Raw genomic sequence first — 17,436 nt, 5'->3', positions numbered from 1 at the left:
ATAATTTTAAGCCCCTGTAATTCCAGGAGCTTAAATTATTAGTAAAATTTGTCAAAAAGTATGATTCAGGCGGACTTGGTTGCTACAGCAAAAGTTTAAGCCCCTGAGATTCAGGGGCTGTAAAAATTTTTTACTTACTTTTTCTTCTTGTTTTTTACTTTAGACGCTTTGGTTTGTTCTGTAAGACCAAGCTCTGTACTTACTTCTTCATTAAAGTCGCCGCCTGCGTTATAACCAGCGGGAAACAATCCTCTTCTTTTCTGAGAACTTGGCATGTTCATACCCCCCTGATGTTTAGGTTATTAATAATTTGCCTGGTCTAACGAAAAATATAAGGGTAATTATATGCCAATTTATTAATAATCAGGAACTTGCAGATAAAATTAGGTTTAGTGAAACTCAACGTCAATTCTTTTTCTGTTATCAGTTTGCAGTTTGGGCATACGCACTTCCAGTACACCGTTCTTATAAGTGGCCCGTACACCGGCGGCATCAACCTGGACAGGCAGGCTGACTGATCGCTGAAAACGCCCTAAAAATCTTTCTTGCCGGTGCATGTGTTCTTCTTTTACTTCATTTACCTTATTAATGGCACCGCTAACGGTAAGCAAATTATTGTCAATGTAAATATTAACATCTTCCTTTTTTTCCAGACCGGGCAGATCACAAACAGCTACCACTTCCTGATCTGTTTCGTAAATGTCAATTCTTGGATTTCCAAAACCTAAACCAATATTATTTCTTATCGCAGGTATCTCATGGCTGAAAAAACGGTCAAACTCACGGCGAATGTTTTCTAAATGGCGAAAAGGTTCGTAAGGTATTAATGACATGATTGTTCCCCCCTATATTTTTTTACATCATTTTATTGCCCAGAAAAAATAAATTATATGCATAGGTAATTCTCTAAAAGAAAAAAGGGTGGTTTTTACATTAAACCACCCCTGAGTGTCGCCAAAGGTTGTAAACAAAGTGAGGTGGTTTGATGAACCCCTGCCGGCGACTTGTCGAAGCACCGGTCACAGCACTTGATGAGCGAAAGGAACCCTTGGGGGGGCGCCCACAGGACGTGGGCGCCAGCCGAACCGGGCCAGGATGGCCCGTTTGAGGCGACCCCAAGGGCCACCGGAGCGAATCATAGTGCTGTCGGTGCGTAGACCGGAGCCAAAGGGGATCATCAACCACCGATAATGTTTGTCGACACTCTGAAGAAGTTTTTACATTAAACCACCCGGGAAATTTTTGTTAATTTACTGGTATTTAGCAAGTTATAATATTGGCTTTTTGGCCGGCAGTCCGGCCTTGCGAGGGTAAGTAGCGGGAGTCGGCTGTATTTTTTTGATGACAACCAGGCTCCGGCCATCCCCAATGAGAGGCAGTTGTATTTTTTTAACTTCTGTCAGTTGACCGCCCAAAATTTTAATTGCCCGGGCAGCTTCCTGAACTTCCTGCTCAATGTCAGGGCCCTTTTGAGAAATAAAGTAACCCCCTGGCTTGACACAGGGCAGGCAGTATTCAGCCAGCACCGCCAGCCGGGCCACCGCCCGGGACACTACAATATCATAATTTTCCCGGTCGGCCGGACGCCGCCCGAAATCTTCCGCCCGGTCATGCACCGCCTGAATATTTGATAATCCTAAAGTGTTCAAGGTTTCTTTTAAAAAAACAATACGCTTGTTTAAAGAATCCATCAAGGTTACATTTAAATCAGGGCGGTAAATTTTAATGGGCAAACCCGGAAACCCTGCCCCGGTGCCCACATCCAGCAGCCTGGCTGCCTGGGGGAAATTAACCGCTGTTAAGCAGGTAAGGGAATCAATAAAATGTTTAACGGCTACTTCCAACGGTTCTGTAATGGCAGTAAGATTAAATTTTTGATTGCCTTCCAGCAGACATTGATAATATTGTTCAAAAAGCTGCAAGTGGTGATTGGATAAAGGAATATTTGTCTCCTGAGCAGCCCTGGTTAAAGAGTTAAGCAGCTCGTTCATAATTAATGACCTCCGGCGGCCTTGCGCCGTTCTTGCTCCAGCCAAACTAACAGAACTGAAATGTCTGCCGGGCTGACGCCGGATATACGGGAAGCCTGTCCTAACGACGCCGGCTTATGCTGGGACAGTTTTTGCCTGGCCTCTACTGAAAGCCCTTTGATGGCATGATAATCAATATCTTCCCTAAGTCTGCGGCCTTCCATTTTTTCAAACCTTTCTACCTGGGCCAGTTGTTTTTTGATATATCCTTCATATTTTACTTCAATATCAACTTCTTCAATAACTTCCTCCGGTAAATCAAGATCTTGTTTGATTAATTGTAAAAGTGATTTATAGCTGATTTCCGGCCTTTTTAATAAATTAATGGCCGGTGTTGCCTGGCTGATTTCGCTGGAGTTTAATTCCTTTAAAAACGCATTGGTATCCGGGCCGGCAGGTACGGTAATGTTCTTTAACCTTTCTATTTCATGCCGCACGGCCTGCCATTTTTCTTGATAGCGGCGGTACCTGTCTTGGCTGACCAAACCAATGCGGTATCCTTTTTCTGTTAAACGGTAATCTGCATTATCCTGCCGCAATAACAGGCGATATTCAGCCCGGGCAGTCATCAGGCGGTAGGGTTCATTGGTGCCTTTGGTAACCAGGTCGTCAATTAAAACACCAATGTAAGCCTCCGACCGGGAAAGGGTAAAGGGCTCCTGTTCTTTTACCTGCAGGGCGGCATTGATGCCTGCCATTATCCCCTGGGCGGCAGCTTCTTCATAGCCGGAAGTCCCGTTAATTTGCCCGGCTGTATAAAGGCCGCTGATTGTTTTTGTTTCCAGTGTTAATTTTAACTGGGTCGGCACCACATAATCATACTCAATGGCATAACCGGGCCGCATTATTTCCACCTGCTCCAACCCGGGCACAGACCGCAGCATGGCCAGTTGGACATCCGGCGGCAAACTGGTGGACATACCCTGCACATACATTTCATATGTGTTTAAGCCTTCCGGTTCTATAAAAATCTGGTGCTGCGGCTTATCGGCAAAGCGTACCACCTTATCCTCAATTGAAGGACAGTAGCGAGGACCCACCCCTTCAATCATGCCGGCATACAAAGGTGACCGGTGCAGGTTGTCACGAATGATCTGGTGCGTTTGTTCAGTAGTGTAAGTTAACCAGCAAGGTACTTGCTCCCGGTGTGTTACCGGACTGATAAAAGAAAAATTATGCAGTTTTTCATCGCCCGGTTGAATAATCATTTTAGAAAAATCTACCGTCCGGCGGTCAACCCGGGCCGGTGTGCCGGTTTTAAAGCGCCCCAACTGTAATCCTAAATCCTTTAAGTTATCGCTTAAATTAACTGCCGGAAACTGACTGTTGGGACCGCCGGGAAAATGTACCTGGCCGATGATAATTCTCCCTTTGAGATAAGTCCCGGTTGTAACCACCACCGCCCGGGCGTTAAAGACAGCGCCGATATGAGTAACAACACCGGTTACCCGTCCGTTGGCAACCTGTATTTCTTCTGCCATTAATTGCTTAATATCAAGGTTTTCCTGGGTCTCCAAGGTTTTTTTCATTAATACCTGATAGCGGTTTTTATCAGCCTGTGCCCGCAAAGCATGAACAGCCGGGCCTTTCCCGGTATTAAGCATTCTCATTTGAATGGCAGCTAAATCTGTATTTATTGCCATCTGGCCGCCCAAAGCATCAATTTCCTTGACTAAGTGAGATTTTGCCGGGCCTCCTACCGCAGGATTACAGGGCATCAAAGCAACGTTATCTAAATTTAAGGTTAAAATTAATGTTTTACATCCCATTCTGGCGGCAGCCAGAGCTGCTTCACAGCCGGCATGCCCGGCCCCCACCACAATGACATCATAATTACCCGCATGATAGCGCAATTTTTCCACCTCATTTACCTATACAAAAGTCTGCAAAAATCCTGTCAATTAAATCTTCGGTCACATGACTGCCGGTTATTTCACCTAGTATTTCCCAGGCTGATTTTAAATCAATAGCCACTAAATCCGCCGGCACAGCTGCCAACAGCCCCCGACGAGCCTCTTCCAGGTGCTCTTTAGCCCTTTCCAGAGCATTTTTATGACGGGAATTGGCCACCACTATTTGATCTGCAGCCGTTACTTTACCGGCCAAAACTAAGTTTAATATTGACTGCTCCAGACGTTCCAACCCGATGTTCTTCTGAGCGGAAATTTCCAGAATGTCGCTGTAACTGATAAGCTGCTGCAGTTGCCGCAAATCAATCAGCGAACGGTCAATATCTATTTTATTGATAATTACCAGCACTTTTTTGTCTTTCACTAAATCAACCACTTGCAGGTCATCATCGGTTAATCCGGTGGCGGCATCTAAAACCAGCAGCACTAAGTCGGCCTGTTGCAGCAGCGCACGGGATTTTTCTACTCCTAATTGTTCCACTAAATCCTGGGTTTCTCTAAACCCTGCGGTATCAATTAATTTTAAAGGTACCCCTTTAATATTAATTACTTCTTCTATCACATCCCGGGTTGTGCCGGGAATGTCGGTGACAATAGCTCTTTGTTCCCTCAGTAAGGCGTTGAGCAGAGAAGATTTGCCCACATTAGGTTTCCCGACAATAACAGTTCTCAATCCTTCCCGGTAGACCTTGCCGGTAGCCGCATGTTCCAACAGTTGATCAAAAACTTTAATTAGCGCGGTACAACGATCGACCATGTTTTGCAGACTTTCATCGGGAATGTCATCTTCCGGAAAATCAATGGTCGCCTCAATACCGGCCAATAAACCAAGCAATTCCTGCTGCAGTTCATTAATTTGTTGAGATAATTTACCCCCTAACTGGGATATGGCTATTTTCGCCCCGGCATCAGTTTTGGCCCGGATAATATCAATAACAGACTCTGCCTGAGCTAAATCCAGACGACCGTTCAAAAAGGCCCGCTTGCTGAATTCTCCCGGCTCCGCCAGGCGGGCTCCCTGGCGCAGCACCACTTCCAATACCCGACGCAAAGGCACTATGCCGCCGTGGCAGCTGATTTCCACCACATCTTCCGCTGTAAAACTGCGCGGGCCCCGCATTACAGAAAGCAGCACTTCATCAATGATCTCCCCGTTTGCCGGATCAACCACATGACCGTATACCAATTTATAATTATCTTGAACATACCAGTGACGGTTAACTTTAGGCTGAAAAACCCGTCGTCCCACCGCAACGGCCTCGGGACCGCTGATGCGGATGACACCGATACTTCCTTCTCCGAGAGGTGTAGCAATGGCAACAATGGTGTCGTTTAACACTTTTTAACCTCCCTAAGGTTTATTATGTAACAGTATTTGGAAAAACCCAGCAGCGCCGGCTGCTGGGTTTTGAAAGCAGGTTATTTTTTTGGCGAAATTATAATTTTTCTAAAGGGCTCTTCACCTTCACTGAAAGTATAAATATCATCCCGTCCCTGCAGGGCGGTATGAATTATCCTTCGTTCTTGGGAATTCATAGGCTCCAGTACAACACTGCGGCCCCGCATTTTTGCCTTATCAGCCAGCCGCATAGCCAGTTTTTGCAGAGTTTCCTCGCGACGCCGGCGGTAGCCTTCAACATCCAAAATAACTTTCCGTTTTTGTTCTTGGTTTTTGTTAACAGCCAGATTAACCAGGTATTGCAAAGCATCCAGTGTTTCACCCCGGCGTCCGATTAATACGCCCAAATCCGGCCCCTGTAAACTAACCTGCAATACCTGCTCCCTTTCCTGAATATCCATCTCCACGGGAATTTCCATGGCCCGAAAAATATCTTTTAACAACCGGTCTGTTCTCCTGGCAGGGTTGTCCTTCAAGGTTAATCTTACCCGGGCAGGACGAGAACCAATAATACCGAATAAACCCTTAGAAGGTTCTTCCAATACTTCAATAATAACTTCGTCCCGCAATACCCCGAATTCCTGCAGGCCATGCTCAATGGCTTCATCAATGGTCTTACCGACCTTTTCTACTACCTTCAACTCCGGTTACCCCCTCTTTAAGCTGCAGGGTCTCTTTATTAATAAACCACTGTTGAATTGTTCCTACAATATTAAATACTACCCAGTATAATGCCAAACCTGCCGGTACCGTGCTGGCAATCCAACCGATTAATAAAGGCATCATATACAGCATAGTTCTCTGGGTTTGGTCTTGGGTATTGGTGGTCAGTTTTGACTGTAAATAAGTGGTGACTGCTGCCAATATGGGCAAAATAAAATAAGGATCTTTTTGGCTTAGAGATGTTACCCAAAAAAAGTGTGCATGATCAGGGTTCTTAAAGGGGAATGCGTACAGGGCCCGGTAAAGGGCAATCAAAATTGGCATTTGCACCAACAAAGGCAAGCAACCGGCCATTGGGTTGACGTTGTGCTCTTTATATAGCTCCATAATTTTTTGCTGCATCATTTGCGGGTCTTTGTTTTTATACTTATCCTGAATGGCCTTAATTTCAGGGGCCAGTTTCTGCATCATTACCATTGAGTGCATCTGTTTTTTAGAAAGGGGGTACAATGCCACTTTAATGATCACAGTCAATAATATAATGGCAAGGGCATAGCTTGGCACACCAATATTGACAGTGAGTTCATACAACCAGTTCATCAATGCAGTCATGCCGTTAACAATGGCATCAAACCATCCAAACAATAGTCGTTACCTCCTTAAAAGCCCCGGTTAAATTTAAACGGGGTCATATCCGCCCGGGTGGAAGGGATGGCATTTAGCCAATCTTTTTACAGTTAACCACAGCCCCTTGACCACTCCGTACTTTTTGACAGCTTGTATCGAATATTCAGAACATGTAGGGTAAAACCGGCAAGTAGGCGGCTTTAAAGGAGAAATAAACTTTTGATAAAACATGAGGCCAAGCAAAACAACCTGCCGCATTATTCCCTCTCCTGATGATTAAGTTTACCCAGAACATGCCACACATGTTTTTCCATTTGATGATAGTTCTGATCAGAGGCAGCCTGCCGAACAATAAATACAAAATCGTGTCGATCAGGAAAACGCTCTAAATTAAGCCTGCAGATTTCCTTTAAAATACGACGCAAACGGTTACGGCAAACAGCTTTACCAACTTTTTTACTGATGGAAAAACCAAACCTGCGACCACAACCCTTATTAGGAAATTGATATAACACCAGATAACGGTTTGCTGCTGACATTCCATGACGGTAAACAGTTTGAAAATCAGAATTCTTCTTTAAAGATATAAACTTTTCCATAGAGTCTTCCTAATAAAGGTTTTTATTGGATATCTTATCCAAAGCAACGAAAAGTTATACAAATTAGGAAAAGGCCACCCAAAGCGGCCTTATGCAGTCAAACGTTTTCTACCTTTTAAGCGTCTTCTTTTTAGTACGTTGCGGCCCGATTTAGTAGACATTCTCTTTAAAAAACCGTGTACCTTTTTATGCCGGCGGTTCTTTGGCTGAAATGTGCGCTTCAAACGATATACACCTCCTTCAGCAAGATCAGTATATAAAAAAAGATGGAAATACCAGACAGTCACTGAAAATTATATTAAAATTAACGCTCTTAGTCAAGATATATGGTTTTTTGAAATTATTAGTTTACCTAGCTATCCATACCAGCTGTGAATATCATTTCTTTGTTGATAACTCTTGGAAGTTTTGGTATTATTGATTTACACTTGTGGATAATTTTAATTATCCAAGTTTTGCACAGGTTGTGGATAAAATTGTGAACAACTTTGTTGATTTTTAAGGTTTTATCTCTAAACATAACCGCATTTGTTTACCGCACTCCCTTAGTTAAATTAAGGGATTTTTTTAGCAATTTACAGTTCAGGGGGTTTTAAAAAGCATATGCAAAGCGATATTCTGGCCAGGTGGGAACAGGTTTTAATCCGCTTGGAAAAACAGGTAAACAAACATTCCTTTGAAACCTGGCTCGCCCGTTGTAAGCCGGTGGCTCACTATGACAATACGATTATTATAGAAGTCCCTGATCACTTTTCCAAAGGCTGGCTGGCTGACCGCTACGCACCGCTGATTAAACAGGCTTACGAATCAATTCTGCACCGGGAAATATCTTTGCAATTTATTCTGGCAGGTCAAGAAGTTGACCAACCTAAACCAAAGGAAAGATTACAGGAAGATACTTATATTAATATTCTTAATCCCAGATATACCTTTGACACCTTTGTCATCGGCAACAGCAACCGCTTTGCCCATGCGGCTTCCCTGGCGGTGGCGGAATCACCGGCCAAAGCCTATAACCCTTTATTTATTTATGGCGGGGTTGGTTTAGGCAAAACCCACCTGATGCATGCCATTGGCCATTATATATTAGAAAACAATCCTCGTTTAAAGGTTGCCTATGTTACCTCAGAAAAATTTACCAATGAATTGATTAACTCCATTCGGGATGATCAAACGGTAGAATTCCGCAATAAATATCGCAGCATGGATATTCTTTTAATTGACGACATTCAATTTTTGGAGAAGAAAGAACGAACCCAGGAAGAATTTTTCCATACATTTAATACCCTGTATGAAGCCAATAAACAAATTATTATTTCCAGCGATCGCCCGCCCAAAGAAATTGCTACCCTGGAAGACAGGCTGCGCTCCCGTTTTGAGTGGGGATTAATTACTGATATACAGCCGCCTGATTATGAAACAAGGGTAGCTATTTTAAGGAAGAAAGCTCAATTAGAAGGTATTTCCAATATACCTGACGAGACTATTGCTTTTATTGCCGACAAAATTCATTCCAACATTCGGGAACTGGAAGGCGCTTTAATCCGGGTCAGCGCTTTTTCTTCCTTAGAAAAAAGAGAAGCCACTCCCCATTTGGCGGCAGAAGTGTTAAAGGATGTTATTTCACCCAGTAAGCCGAAAGTAATTACGGTGTCATTAATTATGCAATGCGTGGCTGATTTTTACGGCTTGCGTATTGATGATTTAAAAGCTAAAAAAAGAACCCGGTCAGTGGCTTTTCCCAGACAAGTAGCCATGTATCTCACCCGGGAATTAACCGACTTATCCCTGCCCAAGATCGGTGATGAATTCGGCGGCCGGGACCATACCACCGTACTGCACGCCTGCGAAAAAATTGTGGCTGACCTGCCCGGCGACCCGGTACTGCAGGAAACCATCAAAGAATTAAAAAAACGTATCAGTGAATAATGTGAATATGCAGTGGACAAGTTTGTTAACAACCGCTGTCAGGTAAAAGGCATCATTTTTAAGGTTAAGTCTGTGAATAAGTTTTAGATTCTTTTTCCACAGCTTTACTACAGCCCTCAAGCCAGTTACAGCATGGTTTGAAGCGCCTTACACACAAACTCACAGGTATTATTACTACTACTAGCTTTAATTTATATTTATAATAAAAATAAAAATAACGGGGGAGGACTATGAAAGTAATCTGTACCCGTCAGAACCTGGTCCAGGGTGTTACCACCGCCCAGCGGGCCGTTTCTGCGAAAAACACCATGCCTGTTTTAGCCGGCATACTTATTACCGCCCGGGATCATTACCTGGAGTTTCAAGCCACCGATATGGAAATGGGTATTCAATGCACCGTTCCTTGCACGGTGCAAGAAGCTGGTTCCATCGTGTTGCCTGCCAAGTATCTGGGTGAGATTGTCAGAAGATTGCCGGACGCACCCATACAAATTGAAACCGGTCAGGGTACCAATGTTGTCATACGGTACGGCCAATCCGAAATTTCCATAAACGGTTTTCACGATGAGGAATTTCCTGTTTTCCCTAAGCAACAAGGAAAAACTTCCATCACTATACCCGAAGAGGATTTAAAAGAATACCTGCGGCAAATTCTTTTTGCAACTTCCACAGAGGAAACCCGTCCTGTCTTTACCGGTGTACTGATGGAATTGAGCGAAGGAAACTTGCGCCTGGTGGCTACCGATACTCACCGCTTGGCCCTGCGGGATGTTAAAATTAATACCGAGATATCAGATGTGAGCATGATTATCCCTGGCAAAACATTAAATGAATTGGCCAGGGTAATTGGTGCTGCTGATCAAGAGGTTACTATTTCCCTGGCAGAAAATACAGTTATCTTTGGCATGGAAGATACCGTGCTGGTTTCCCGGTTAATTGAAGGGCAGTTTCCCAATTACCGGCAGGTTATACCGCAAAGCTATAAAACCAGAATACGGGTTAAGACGAAAGAACTGCTGGAATCTGTCGAACGGGCCTCTTTATTGGCCAGAGTAGGTACACAAATAATTCGTTTACATATCGAACAAGATAAAATTATTATTACCGCCAATACCGAAGTGGGCAGAATCCACGAAGAAATTGCGGTATATTTGCAAGGGGAACCCATGCAAATTGCCTTTAATGCCAATTATTTGATTGATGCCCTGCGGGCTTGCGGCAGTGACAACATTTACTTGGATTTATCCGGCCCCTTGAGCCCCGGTATTTTACGGCCGGTGGAAGGCGAAGATTACCTCTCGCTGATTTTACCGATGCGCACTATTTAAGGAGAGACAGCCCATGACCCAAAAAATAAAAGTTAACACTGAAATAAGACTGGATCAATTTTTAAAGTGGGCTAACATAACTGATACAGGCGGTCAAAGCAAAATACTGATTCAGTCAGGTCAGGTAAAAGTAAACGGAGTTACTGAAACCCGGCGGGGTAAAAAACTTAAAGCCAACGATACGGTAGAAGTGGCCGGCGCGGGAAGTTTTATGGTTGTGATGTGAAGGTGAAACCTTGCTGGTATCCAGTGTTACACTAAGGAATTTCCGCAATTACAAAGAACAGGTATGGCAGCCCCACCCGGCAGTTAATTTAATTACCGGCCCCAATGCCCAGGGTAAAACCAATTTACTGGAAGCTGTTTATTACAGTCTGCGGGGGCGTTCTTTCCGGGCCGAAAGAGATAAGGACATTATACGCTGGCAAACCGAGCAAACCTGGCTGCAAACCAAAGTGGTCTATCAGGATCGGCATTTAACAATTGAATGGAAAATTAAGGAAGGTAACAAAAAGTTACTGGTTAACGGTTCAGAAACACCTCGCAACCGGTTAGATTACCTGGGCGTTATTTTATTTTGTCCGGAGGATTTATCTTTAGTAAAAGGCTCGCCGCAGGAAAGAAGGCGTTTTTTAGATTACGACGTAGGGCCTTTAAGCCCTTCCTACAGCGGCACCTGGCGGCAGTATGCCAGGGTTTTAACCCAGAGAAACACTCTGCTGAAGGAAATCAGAGACCGGCGGGCCAGCCGGGATATGTTGGAAATATGGGATGAGCAACTGTTCAGGTATGGTGCCCGGTTAATTTACCTGCGTCTGCAGGTATTAAGCAAATTAATTCCCATTGCCCGCCGTATTCATCATGAACTAACCGGGGGCAACGAGGAGCTGCAAGCAAAATATCTTTCCTCGCTGGTGTTGGAGCCGGGCTTACAGGAAGCGCAGATATATCAAATATTTGCAGCGGCTTCCCAGAGGGTGCGGCAGTCAGAAATTCAAAGATGCCAGACCCTGTTGGGACCCCACCGTGATGACCTGGCGGTTTTAATTAACGGTACGGAAGCCAGAGTATTTGGTTCGCAAGGGCAGCAGCGTACGGTTACCTTGTCTTTTAAATTGTCCCAGTTGGAGTTATGGTTTAAAGAATATGGCCATTATCCGTTACTGCTGCTGGATGATGTATTGTTTGAACTGGACCGCCGGCGGCAAACAATGCTTTTACAGCGGGTGCTTAACCGGGTGCAAACTTTTATTACCACCAGTTTTACGGGCAATATAGAAAAAACCATCGGGGGAGCCGGTGCCCTTTGGCAGGTAAATGACGGCTCTCTCACGAAAAAGGAGGAATTATAGTGTTTTTGCATTTAGGCGGGGATGTGGTAGTGTTAAAAAAAGATATTATTGCCATCTTGGATGCCCGGACAAAAAATTCAGCCATTACCAGGGAATTCATTGAGATTGCCAAAGATGAAGGGTTTATCCAACCGGTGTCCAACCAGGAAAAAGAGAAGTCTTTTGTGATTACCAGTAAGGAGATATTTGTTTCGCCAATTTCTTGCACTACTTTAAAAAAGAGATCAGACAACATCACGGACAATACAGAAGATGAGGCTTAAACAAAGGTTGCCGGTAATTTACTTAAACTCCGGTCATTATTAAAGTGGCGCCCACAGAGCGCGTGGGCGCCACCGGCATGTCGACAAACATTAGCGGTGGTTTATGATCCCCTTTGGCTCCGGTCTACGCACCGACAGCACTGTGATTCGCTCCGGTCGCCCTTGGGGTCGCCTCAAACGGGCCATCCTGGCCCGGTTCGGCTGGCGCCCACATCCTGTGGGCGCCCCCCCATGGCTCCTTACGCTCATCAAGTGCTGTGACCGGTGCTTCGACAAGTCGCCGACAGGGGATCATAAGACCACCTCACTGTCTTACGACATTTGTCTACAGTCTGTGGGCGCCCATGCTCTGTGGGTGCCATTTCTTTTAGACTAACCAATAACATAATTTGTTGTAATTTTTCTGTTAATGTATATCCTTGAATAGGGAATACTAATTATGGTATAATATGGAGTCAATGTAATTAGATGGAGGTCATTTTATGGACCAACAGCAGCAGACCAATAAATACAGTGCGGATCAAATTCAAGTTCTCGAAGGCCTGGAGGCGGTTCGCCGCCGTCCCGGCATGTATATTGGCAGTACCAGTGCCAGAGGCCTGCACCACCTGGTCTATGAAGTAGTGGATAACAGTATTGACGAAGCCCTGGCCGGTTATTGCGATAAAATTGCGGTTACCGTTCATCGTGATAACTCCGTCACAGTGGAGGATAACGGACGGGGTATTCCGGTGGATATCCACCCTAAAGTTGGCAAACCGGCTGTGGAAGTAGTATTAACCATGCTGCATGCCGGGGGTAAATTTGGCGGCGGCGGGTACAAGGTTTCCGGCGGCTTGCACGGGGTGGGCGTGTCAGTTGTGAACGCCCTGTCAGAAATACTTTCCGTAGAAATTAAACGAAACGGCCATATATACAGGCAGGAGTTTGCCCGGGGTATACCAACCACAGAACTTAAGATAATTGGCAAAAGCAAATCCACCGGTACGAAGGTGACTTTTAAACCGGATGCCGAAATTTTTGAAGAACTGGTATTCAGCCTGGAAACCCTGACCCAACGAATCAGGGAACTGGCTTACTTAAATAAAGGCGTAAAAATTACCCTGAAGGATGAACGTAAAGACCCGCCGGTGGAACAGGTGTTCCAGTTTGAAGGCGGCATTAAGGATTTTGTTAAACACTTAAACAAAACCAAACAAGTGCTGCACCCCAAGCCGATATATATCAGCGGGGAAAGGGAACAAGTTATAGTTGAAGCGGCTTTGCAATACAATGACGGGTATACGGAAACCATGCTGTCCTATGCCAATAATATTCATACGGTGGACGGCGGTACCCATGAAATAGGTTTAAAAACAGCCCTAACCCGGGTTGTTAATGATTACGGCCGCAACCACAATATATTAAAAAACAACGATGCCAACCTTACCGGCGAAGATATTCGGGAAGGTGCTACCATTGTGATCAGTGTTAAAGTACCGGAACCCCAGTTTGAAGGGCAAACCAAAACCAAGCTGGGCAACAGTGAAGTAAGGGGTATCGTTGAATCTATTTTTGCTGAAAAATTTTCCACCTTCCTGGATGAAAACCCCTCAGTGGCCAAAAAAATTATTGAAAAGGCGGTTACCGCCGCCCGAGTCCGGGAGGCTGCCCGTAAAGCCCGGGAACTGACCAGGCGCAAAAGTGCTCTAGAAACCATGTCTTTACCCGGCAAACTGGCGGACTGTTCGGAAAAGGACCCCAGTATCTCCGAATTATATTTAGTGGAGGGCGATTCTGCCGGCGGTTCCGCCAAGCAAGGCAGAGACAGGCGTTTTCAAGCCATCCTGCCGCTGCGGGGTAAAATTATTAACGTGGAAAAGGCCAGGATGGATAAAATTTTGGCCAATGAAGAAATCAGAGCCATGATTACCGCCCTGGGTACCGGTATAGGTGAGGATTTTGACTTAAACAAAGCCCGTTACCATAAAATAATTATTATGACTGATGCTGACGTGGACGGCGCCCATATTCGCACCTTGCTGATGACATTTTTCTATCGGCATATGCGGCCGTTAATCGAAGCCGGCTATTTATATGTGGCTCAGCCGCCGTTATTCAGAGTGCGGAAAGGCAATCTTGACAGTTACGTTTACAGCGAAAAAGAATTGGAAGAGCTGCTAAAAAGGATTGGTCACGACAAAGTTAATATTCAGCGTTATAAAGGGTTGGGCGAGATGAACCCTGAGCAGCTATGGGAAACTACCATGGACCCGGATACCCGAACCATGCTGCAGGTAACCTTGCAGGATGCCATCGAAGCAGATGCAACCTTTTCTATGCTGATGGGCGACCGGGTTGAACCGCGCCGGGATTTTATTCAGGAAAACGCCAGATACGTCAGAAACTTGGATATTTAAAATATAAATAATTTGCGCCAACAGCCTGACCAGGCCGGCGTTTTGCCCTTTTAATTTACTAAACGTTTACTATTTCGGAGGTATAAAAAATGGCTCCCCAAACTGGTAAGGTTATCCCTCTGGACATTAACAACGAAATGAAAAATTCCTACCTTGATTACGCTATGAGCGTAATTATAGGCAGGGCTTTACCGGATGTGCGGGATGGCCTCAAGCCTGTTCACAGACGAATTCTTTATTCCCTCCATGAATTGGGGTTAACCCCGGACAAGCCATATCGTAAGAGTGCCGGGATAGTTGGTAAGGTAATGCAGGATTTTCACCCTCATGGCGATATGGCTATTTATGATGCCATGGTGAGGTTGGCCCAGGATTTTGCCAGCCGGTATCCTTTAATTCAAGGTCATGGCAACTTTGGTTCGGTTGACGGTGACCCGCCGGCGGCCATGCGTTATACTGAAGCCCGCATGGCCAAGATAACCATGGAAATGCTGGCTGATATTGATAAAGAAACTGTCGACTTTGCTCCCAACTATGATAACCGTACCGAAGAACCTGTTATTCTCCCCTCGAAAATTCCCAACCTGTTAATTAACGGTTCTTCCGGTATTGCGGTGGGGATGGCCACCAATATACCTCCTCACAACCTGGGCGAAGTTATTGACGGTATTTTAATGATGATTGATAACCCGCAAGTTACCTCCGATCAGCTGATGAAGGTAATTAAAGGGCCTGACTTTCCCACCGGAGCAAAAATAATGGGACGGGAAGGCATCCGCCAGGCTTACCGCACCGGCCGGGGCACCATTAAAATCCGGGCCCAGGCCACTATTGAACAAAAGGCCAACGGCAGGCCGGTTATCATTGTGCATGAAATTCCTTACCAGGTAAACAAAGCCAGGCTAATCGAAAAAATTGCTGAGCTGGTCAGAGATAAAAAAATTGAAGGCATTTCCGACCTGCGTGATGAGTCTGACCGCCGGGGTATGCGCATTGTCATTGAATTGAAAAAAGACGCCAATCCCAATGTAATTCTTAACCTTTTATACAAGCATACCCAAATGCAAGAAAGCTTCGGCATCATCATGCTGGCTCTGGTTAACAACGAGCCCAAAGTATTAAATCTGGCGCAGCTGATTTTTCATTATCTGGAACACCAAAAGGATGTAATCACCCGCCGGACCAAATATGAGCTTAAAAAGGCCGAAGCCAGGGCACACATTGTAGAGGGCTTGCGCATTGCACTGGCCAACCTGGATGAGGTTATTAAAACCATCCGGGAATCAAAAAATACCGAAGAAGCAAAAAAGGGCCTGGTAAACAAATTTAACCTGACCCAGGTGCAGGCTGAAGCCATTGTCGAAATGCGCCTGCGCAGTCTTACTGCCTTGGAAGTGGAAAAATTAGAGGCAGAGTATAAAGAGCTGCTGCAAAAAATTGATTACTTGCGCTCGGTGCTGGCAGATGAGAAAAAAGTACTGGGCATTATTAAAGATGAGCTGCTGCAAGTGAAAGAAAAATTTGCCGACCCCCGCCGAACGGTTATTACCAATGAGGCTGCCGGCGAATTTGATATTGAAGACCTTATTGATGAAGAAGATATGGTGGTAACCCTTACCAATCAAGGTTATATTAAGCGAATTTCCCTGGATACTTACCGCAGCCAGCGCCGGGGCGGCAAGGGGATTACCGCCATGGGCACCAAAGAAGAAGATTTTGTTAGGCATCTGTTTATTGCCTCAACGCACCATTTTCTCTTGTTCTTCACCAATAAAGGCAAGGTGTATCGCTTAAAGGTGCACGAAGTGCCGGAAGCATCCCGAACCGCCAAGGGAACGCCCATTATTAATTTATTAAACTTTGATCATGACGAATATGTATCTACCGTGATACCTATTAAAGAATTTGCTGAAGACGCTTTCTTATTCATGGCTACCAAAAACGGCACCGTTAAAAAAACACCCCTTACGGAATATAATTCTTCCCGCCGGGACGGCATAATCGCCATCACTTTGGATCAAGAGGATAAACTGGTAGCGGTGGAATTAACCTATGGCAAGGAAGAAATTATTCTGGGCACCCAGGAGGGAACCGCCATCCGTTTTTCTGAAGATGACGTAAGACCTATGGGGCGGGCCGCCAGGGGTGTTAAGGGTATTACCCTGTCAGACAATGACTTTGTGGTTAACATGGATGTGGTAAAAGAAGGCGCTGACCTGTTGACGGTAACTGCCAACGGTTACGGCAAACGAACCCCCCTCAGCGAATACCGGTCCCAGTCCCGCGGCGGTAAAGGGATTATTAATATCAAGACAACCAAAAGAAACGGGCCTGTGGTGGGCGTACAGGTAGTTAAAGAAGAAGATGAGATCATGATGATCAGTGCCGAAGGAATTATCATCAGATTACCGGCCCGGGATGTTTCCTCTATGAGCCGCAATACCCAGGGAGTGACCCTCATGAAAACCGCAGAAAACGACCGCATCGTGGCCATTGCCCGGGTGGTTAAAGAAGACAGCGAACAGTAGCAATAAGGGTAACATTGTGAAATAAAAACAACACTGTTAGGGTGGTATATAATCTCTTGCAGCTTGGGTCTACGCACCGGCACCATGATTTGTTTCAGTGGTAATTAGAGTCGCCGGAAGCGTTCCTTCCCGGCCCGGTTCGGCCGGCGCCCACGCTTTGTGGGCGCCAACCGGCAAGTGCTGTGACCGGTGCTTCAATAAATGCCGGCAGGGGATCATAATACCACCTAAACTTTTCTTGTAGACAATTATTTTAAACTCACTTAGTAATAAAATTCACATTGACACAGGACAAAATTATGTGATATATTAATTTACGCCGATGCGGCAACCTTACTGGCAGCACTGAGATTAAAAACCAAACAAACCGGTCAAAAAGTAATTGACTTAAGGTTAACAAAGTGCTATT

At 45.2% G+C, this 17,436-nt stretch carries 20 protein-coding genes; 8 read left to right on the top strand and 12 right to left on the bottom strand.

What is annotated here, in order from left to right:
• Window positions 1-134 precede the first annotated feature (134 nt).
• From DESHY_RS14035 to rpmH, 11 genes are all read right to left on the bottom strand, one after another.
• Window positions 135-275 (bottom strand): hypothetical protein, encoded by a 141-nt coding sequence (locus tag DESHY_RS14035; RefSeq protein ID WP_008411704.1) that lies wholly within the window; start codon window positions 273-275, stop codon window positions 135-137.
• Window positions 276-389: 114 nt separating this feature from the next.
• Window positions 390-833 carry an Hsp20/alpha crystallin family protein gene (locus DESHY_RS07505; RefSeq protein WP_008411703.1) on the bottom strand — a complete coding sequence of 148 codons (444 nt, stop codon included), beginning with the start codon at window positions 831-833 and terminating at the stop codon, window positions 390-392.
• A 186-nt stretch (window positions 834-1,019) separates the two neighbouring features.
• Window positions 1,020-1,178 (bottom strand): hypothetical protein, encoded by a 159-nt coding sequence (locus DESHY_RS14255; RefSeq protein ID WP_162829799.1) that lies wholly within the window; start codon window positions 1,176-1,178, stop codon window positions 1,020-1,022.
• 90 nt (window positions 1,179-1,268) lie between these two features.
• Complete coding sequence (gene rsmG / locus DESHY_RS07500) at window positions 1,269-1,991, bottom strand: 16S rRNA (guanine(527)-N(7))-methyltransferase RsmG (protein WP_008411702.1); 723 nt, start codon at window positions 1,989-1,991, stop codon at window positions 1,269-1,271.
• Window positions 1,992-1,993: 2 nt separating this feature from the next.
• Entirely contained in the window at window positions 1,994-3,883 is a 1,890-nt protein-coding gene (mnmG, locus tag DESHY_RS07495) for a tRNA uridine-5-carboxymethylaminomethyl(34) synthesis enzyme MnmG (protein ID WP_048817983.1), read from the bottom strand.
• A gap of 10 nt (window positions 3,884-3,893) precedes the next feature.
• Window positions 3,894-5,279, bottom strand: coding sequence for a tRNA uridine-5-carboxymethylaminomethyl(34) synthesis GTPase MnmE (gene mnmE, locus DESHY_RS07490; RefSeq protein ID WP_008411700.1), 1,386 nt, complete (start codon window positions 5,277-5,279; stop codon window positions 3,894-3,896).
• An 80-nt stretch (window positions 5,280-5,359) separates the two neighbouring features.
• The gene (gene jag / locus DESHY_RS07485; RefSeq protein ID WP_008411699.1) at window positions 5,360-5,980 is read right to left on the bottom strand and encodes an RNA-binding cell elongation regulator Jag/EloR; all 621 of its coding nucleotides are present in this window, start codon (window positions 5,978-5,980) and stop codon (window positions 5,360-5,362) included.
• Window positions 5,955-6,647 carry a YidC/Oxa1 family membrane protein insertase gene (locus DESHY_RS07480; protein WP_008411696.1) on the bottom strand — a complete coding sequence of 231 codons (693 nt, stop codon included), beginning with the start codon at window positions 6,645-6,647 and terminating at the stop codon, window positions 5,955-5,957. The genes jag and DESHY_RS07480 overlap by 26 nt, the downstream gene beginning before the upstream one ends.
• 33 nt (window positions 6,648-6,680) lie before the next feature.
• On the bottom strand, window positions 6,681-6,887 hold the full coding sequence (gene yidD, locus DESHY_RS07475; protein WP_048817982.1) for a membrane protein insertion efficiency factor YidD: 207 nt from the start codon (window positions 6,885-6,887) through the stop codon (window positions 6,681-6,683).
• Window positions 6,887-7,228, bottom strand: a complete 342-nt coding sequence (gene rnpA / locus DESHY_RS07470; RefSeq protein WP_008411694.1) for a ribonuclease P protein component — start codon at window positions 7,226-7,228, stop codon at window positions 6,887-6,889. Before rnpA ends, yidD begins: the two co-directional genes overlap by 1 nt.
• 89 nt (window positions 7,229-7,317) lie before the next feature.
• On the bottom strand, window positions 7,318-7,452 hold the full coding sequence (gene rpmH / locus DESHY_RS13620; protein WP_072866261.1) for a 50S ribosomal protein L34: 135 nt from the start codon (window positions 7,450-7,452) through the stop codon (window positions 7,318-7,320).
• 379 nt (window positions 7,453-7,831) lie between these two features.
• Here rpmH and dnaA point away from each other — a divergent pair, with 379 nt between their 5' ends.
• From dnaA to gyrA, 8 genes are all read left to right on the top strand, one after another.
• Window positions 7,832-9,157 carry a chromosomal replication initiator protein DnaA gene (dnaA, locus tag DESHY_RS07465; RefSeq protein WP_008411692.1) on the top strand — a complete coding sequence of 442 codons (1,326 nt, stop codon included), beginning with the start codon at window positions 7,832-7,834 and terminating at the stop codon, window positions 9,155-9,157.
• A gap of 230 nt (window positions 9,158-9,387) precedes the next feature.
• On the top strand, window positions 9,388-10,485 hold the full coding sequence (gene dnaN, locus DESHY_RS07460) for a DNA polymerase III subunit beta (RefSeq protein ID WP_008411690.1): 1,098 nt from the start codon (window positions 9,388-9,390) through the stop codon (window positions 10,483-10,485).
• Window positions 10,486-10,498: 13 nt separating this feature from the next.
• Window positions 10,499-10,711 (top strand): RNA-binding S4 domain-containing protein, encoded by a 213-nt coding sequence (locus DESHY_RS07455; RefSeq protein ID WP_008411688.1) that lies wholly within the window; start codon window positions 10,499-10,501, stop codon window positions 10,709-10,711.
• Window positions 10,712-10,721: 10 nt separating this feature from the next.
• Window positions 10,722-11,837, top strand: a complete 1,116-nt coding sequence (recF, locus tag DESHY_RS07450; RefSeq protein ID WP_008411686.1) for a DNA replication/repair protein RecF — start codon at window positions 10,722-10,724, stop codon at window positions 11,835-11,837.
• Entirely contained in the window at window positions 11,837-12,100 is a 264-nt protein-coding gene (gene remB, locus DESHY_RS07445) for an extracellular matrix regulator RemB (protein ID WP_008411684.1), read from the top strand. The genes recF and remB overlap by 1 nt, the downstream gene beginning before the upstream one ends.
• 103 nt (window positions 12,101-12,203) lie before the next feature.
• The gene (locus DESHY_RS14140; RefSeq protein ID WP_162470941.1) at window positions 12,204-12,476 is read left to right on the top strand and encodes a hypothetical protein; all 273 of its coding nucleotides are present in this window, start codon (window positions 12,204-12,206) and stop codon (window positions 12,474-12,476) included.
• A gap of 106 nt (window positions 12,477-12,582) precedes the next feature.
• Window positions 12,583-14,499 carry a DNA topoisomerase (ATP-hydrolyzing) subunit B gene (gene gyrB, locus DESHY_RS07440; protein ID WP_008411683.1) on the top strand — a complete coding sequence of 639 codons (1,917 nt, stop codon included), beginning with the start codon at window positions 12,583-12,585 and terminating at the stop codon, window positions 14,497-14,499.
• An 89-nt stretch (window positions 14,500-14,588) separates the two neighbouring features.
• Complete coding sequence (gene gyrA / locus DESHY_RS07435; protein WP_008411681.1) at window positions 14,589-17,027, top strand: DNA gyrase subunit A; 2,439 nt, start codon at window positions 14,589-14,591, stop codon at window positions 17,025-17,027.
• 69 nt (window positions 17,028-17,096) lie between these two features.
• Here gyrA and DESHY_RS14030 read toward each other — a convergent pair whose 3' ends face one another.
• A complete protein-coding gene (locus DESHY_RS14030) occupies window positions 17,097-17,246 on the bottom strand; it encodes a hypothetical protein (protein WP_160162487.1) in 150 nt (49 codons plus the stop codon).
• Window positions 17,247-17,436: the final 190 nt, after the last annotated feature.

Origin of the sequence: Desulforamulus hydrothermalis Lam5 = DSM 18033 (assembly GCF_000315365.1) — a bacterium.
GTDB lineage: Bacteria > Bacillota > Desulfotomaculia > Desulfotomaculales > Desulfotomaculaceae > Desulfotomaculum > Desulfotomaculum hydrothermale.
This window is presented reverse-complemented; position numbering and strand designations above follow the sequence as displayed.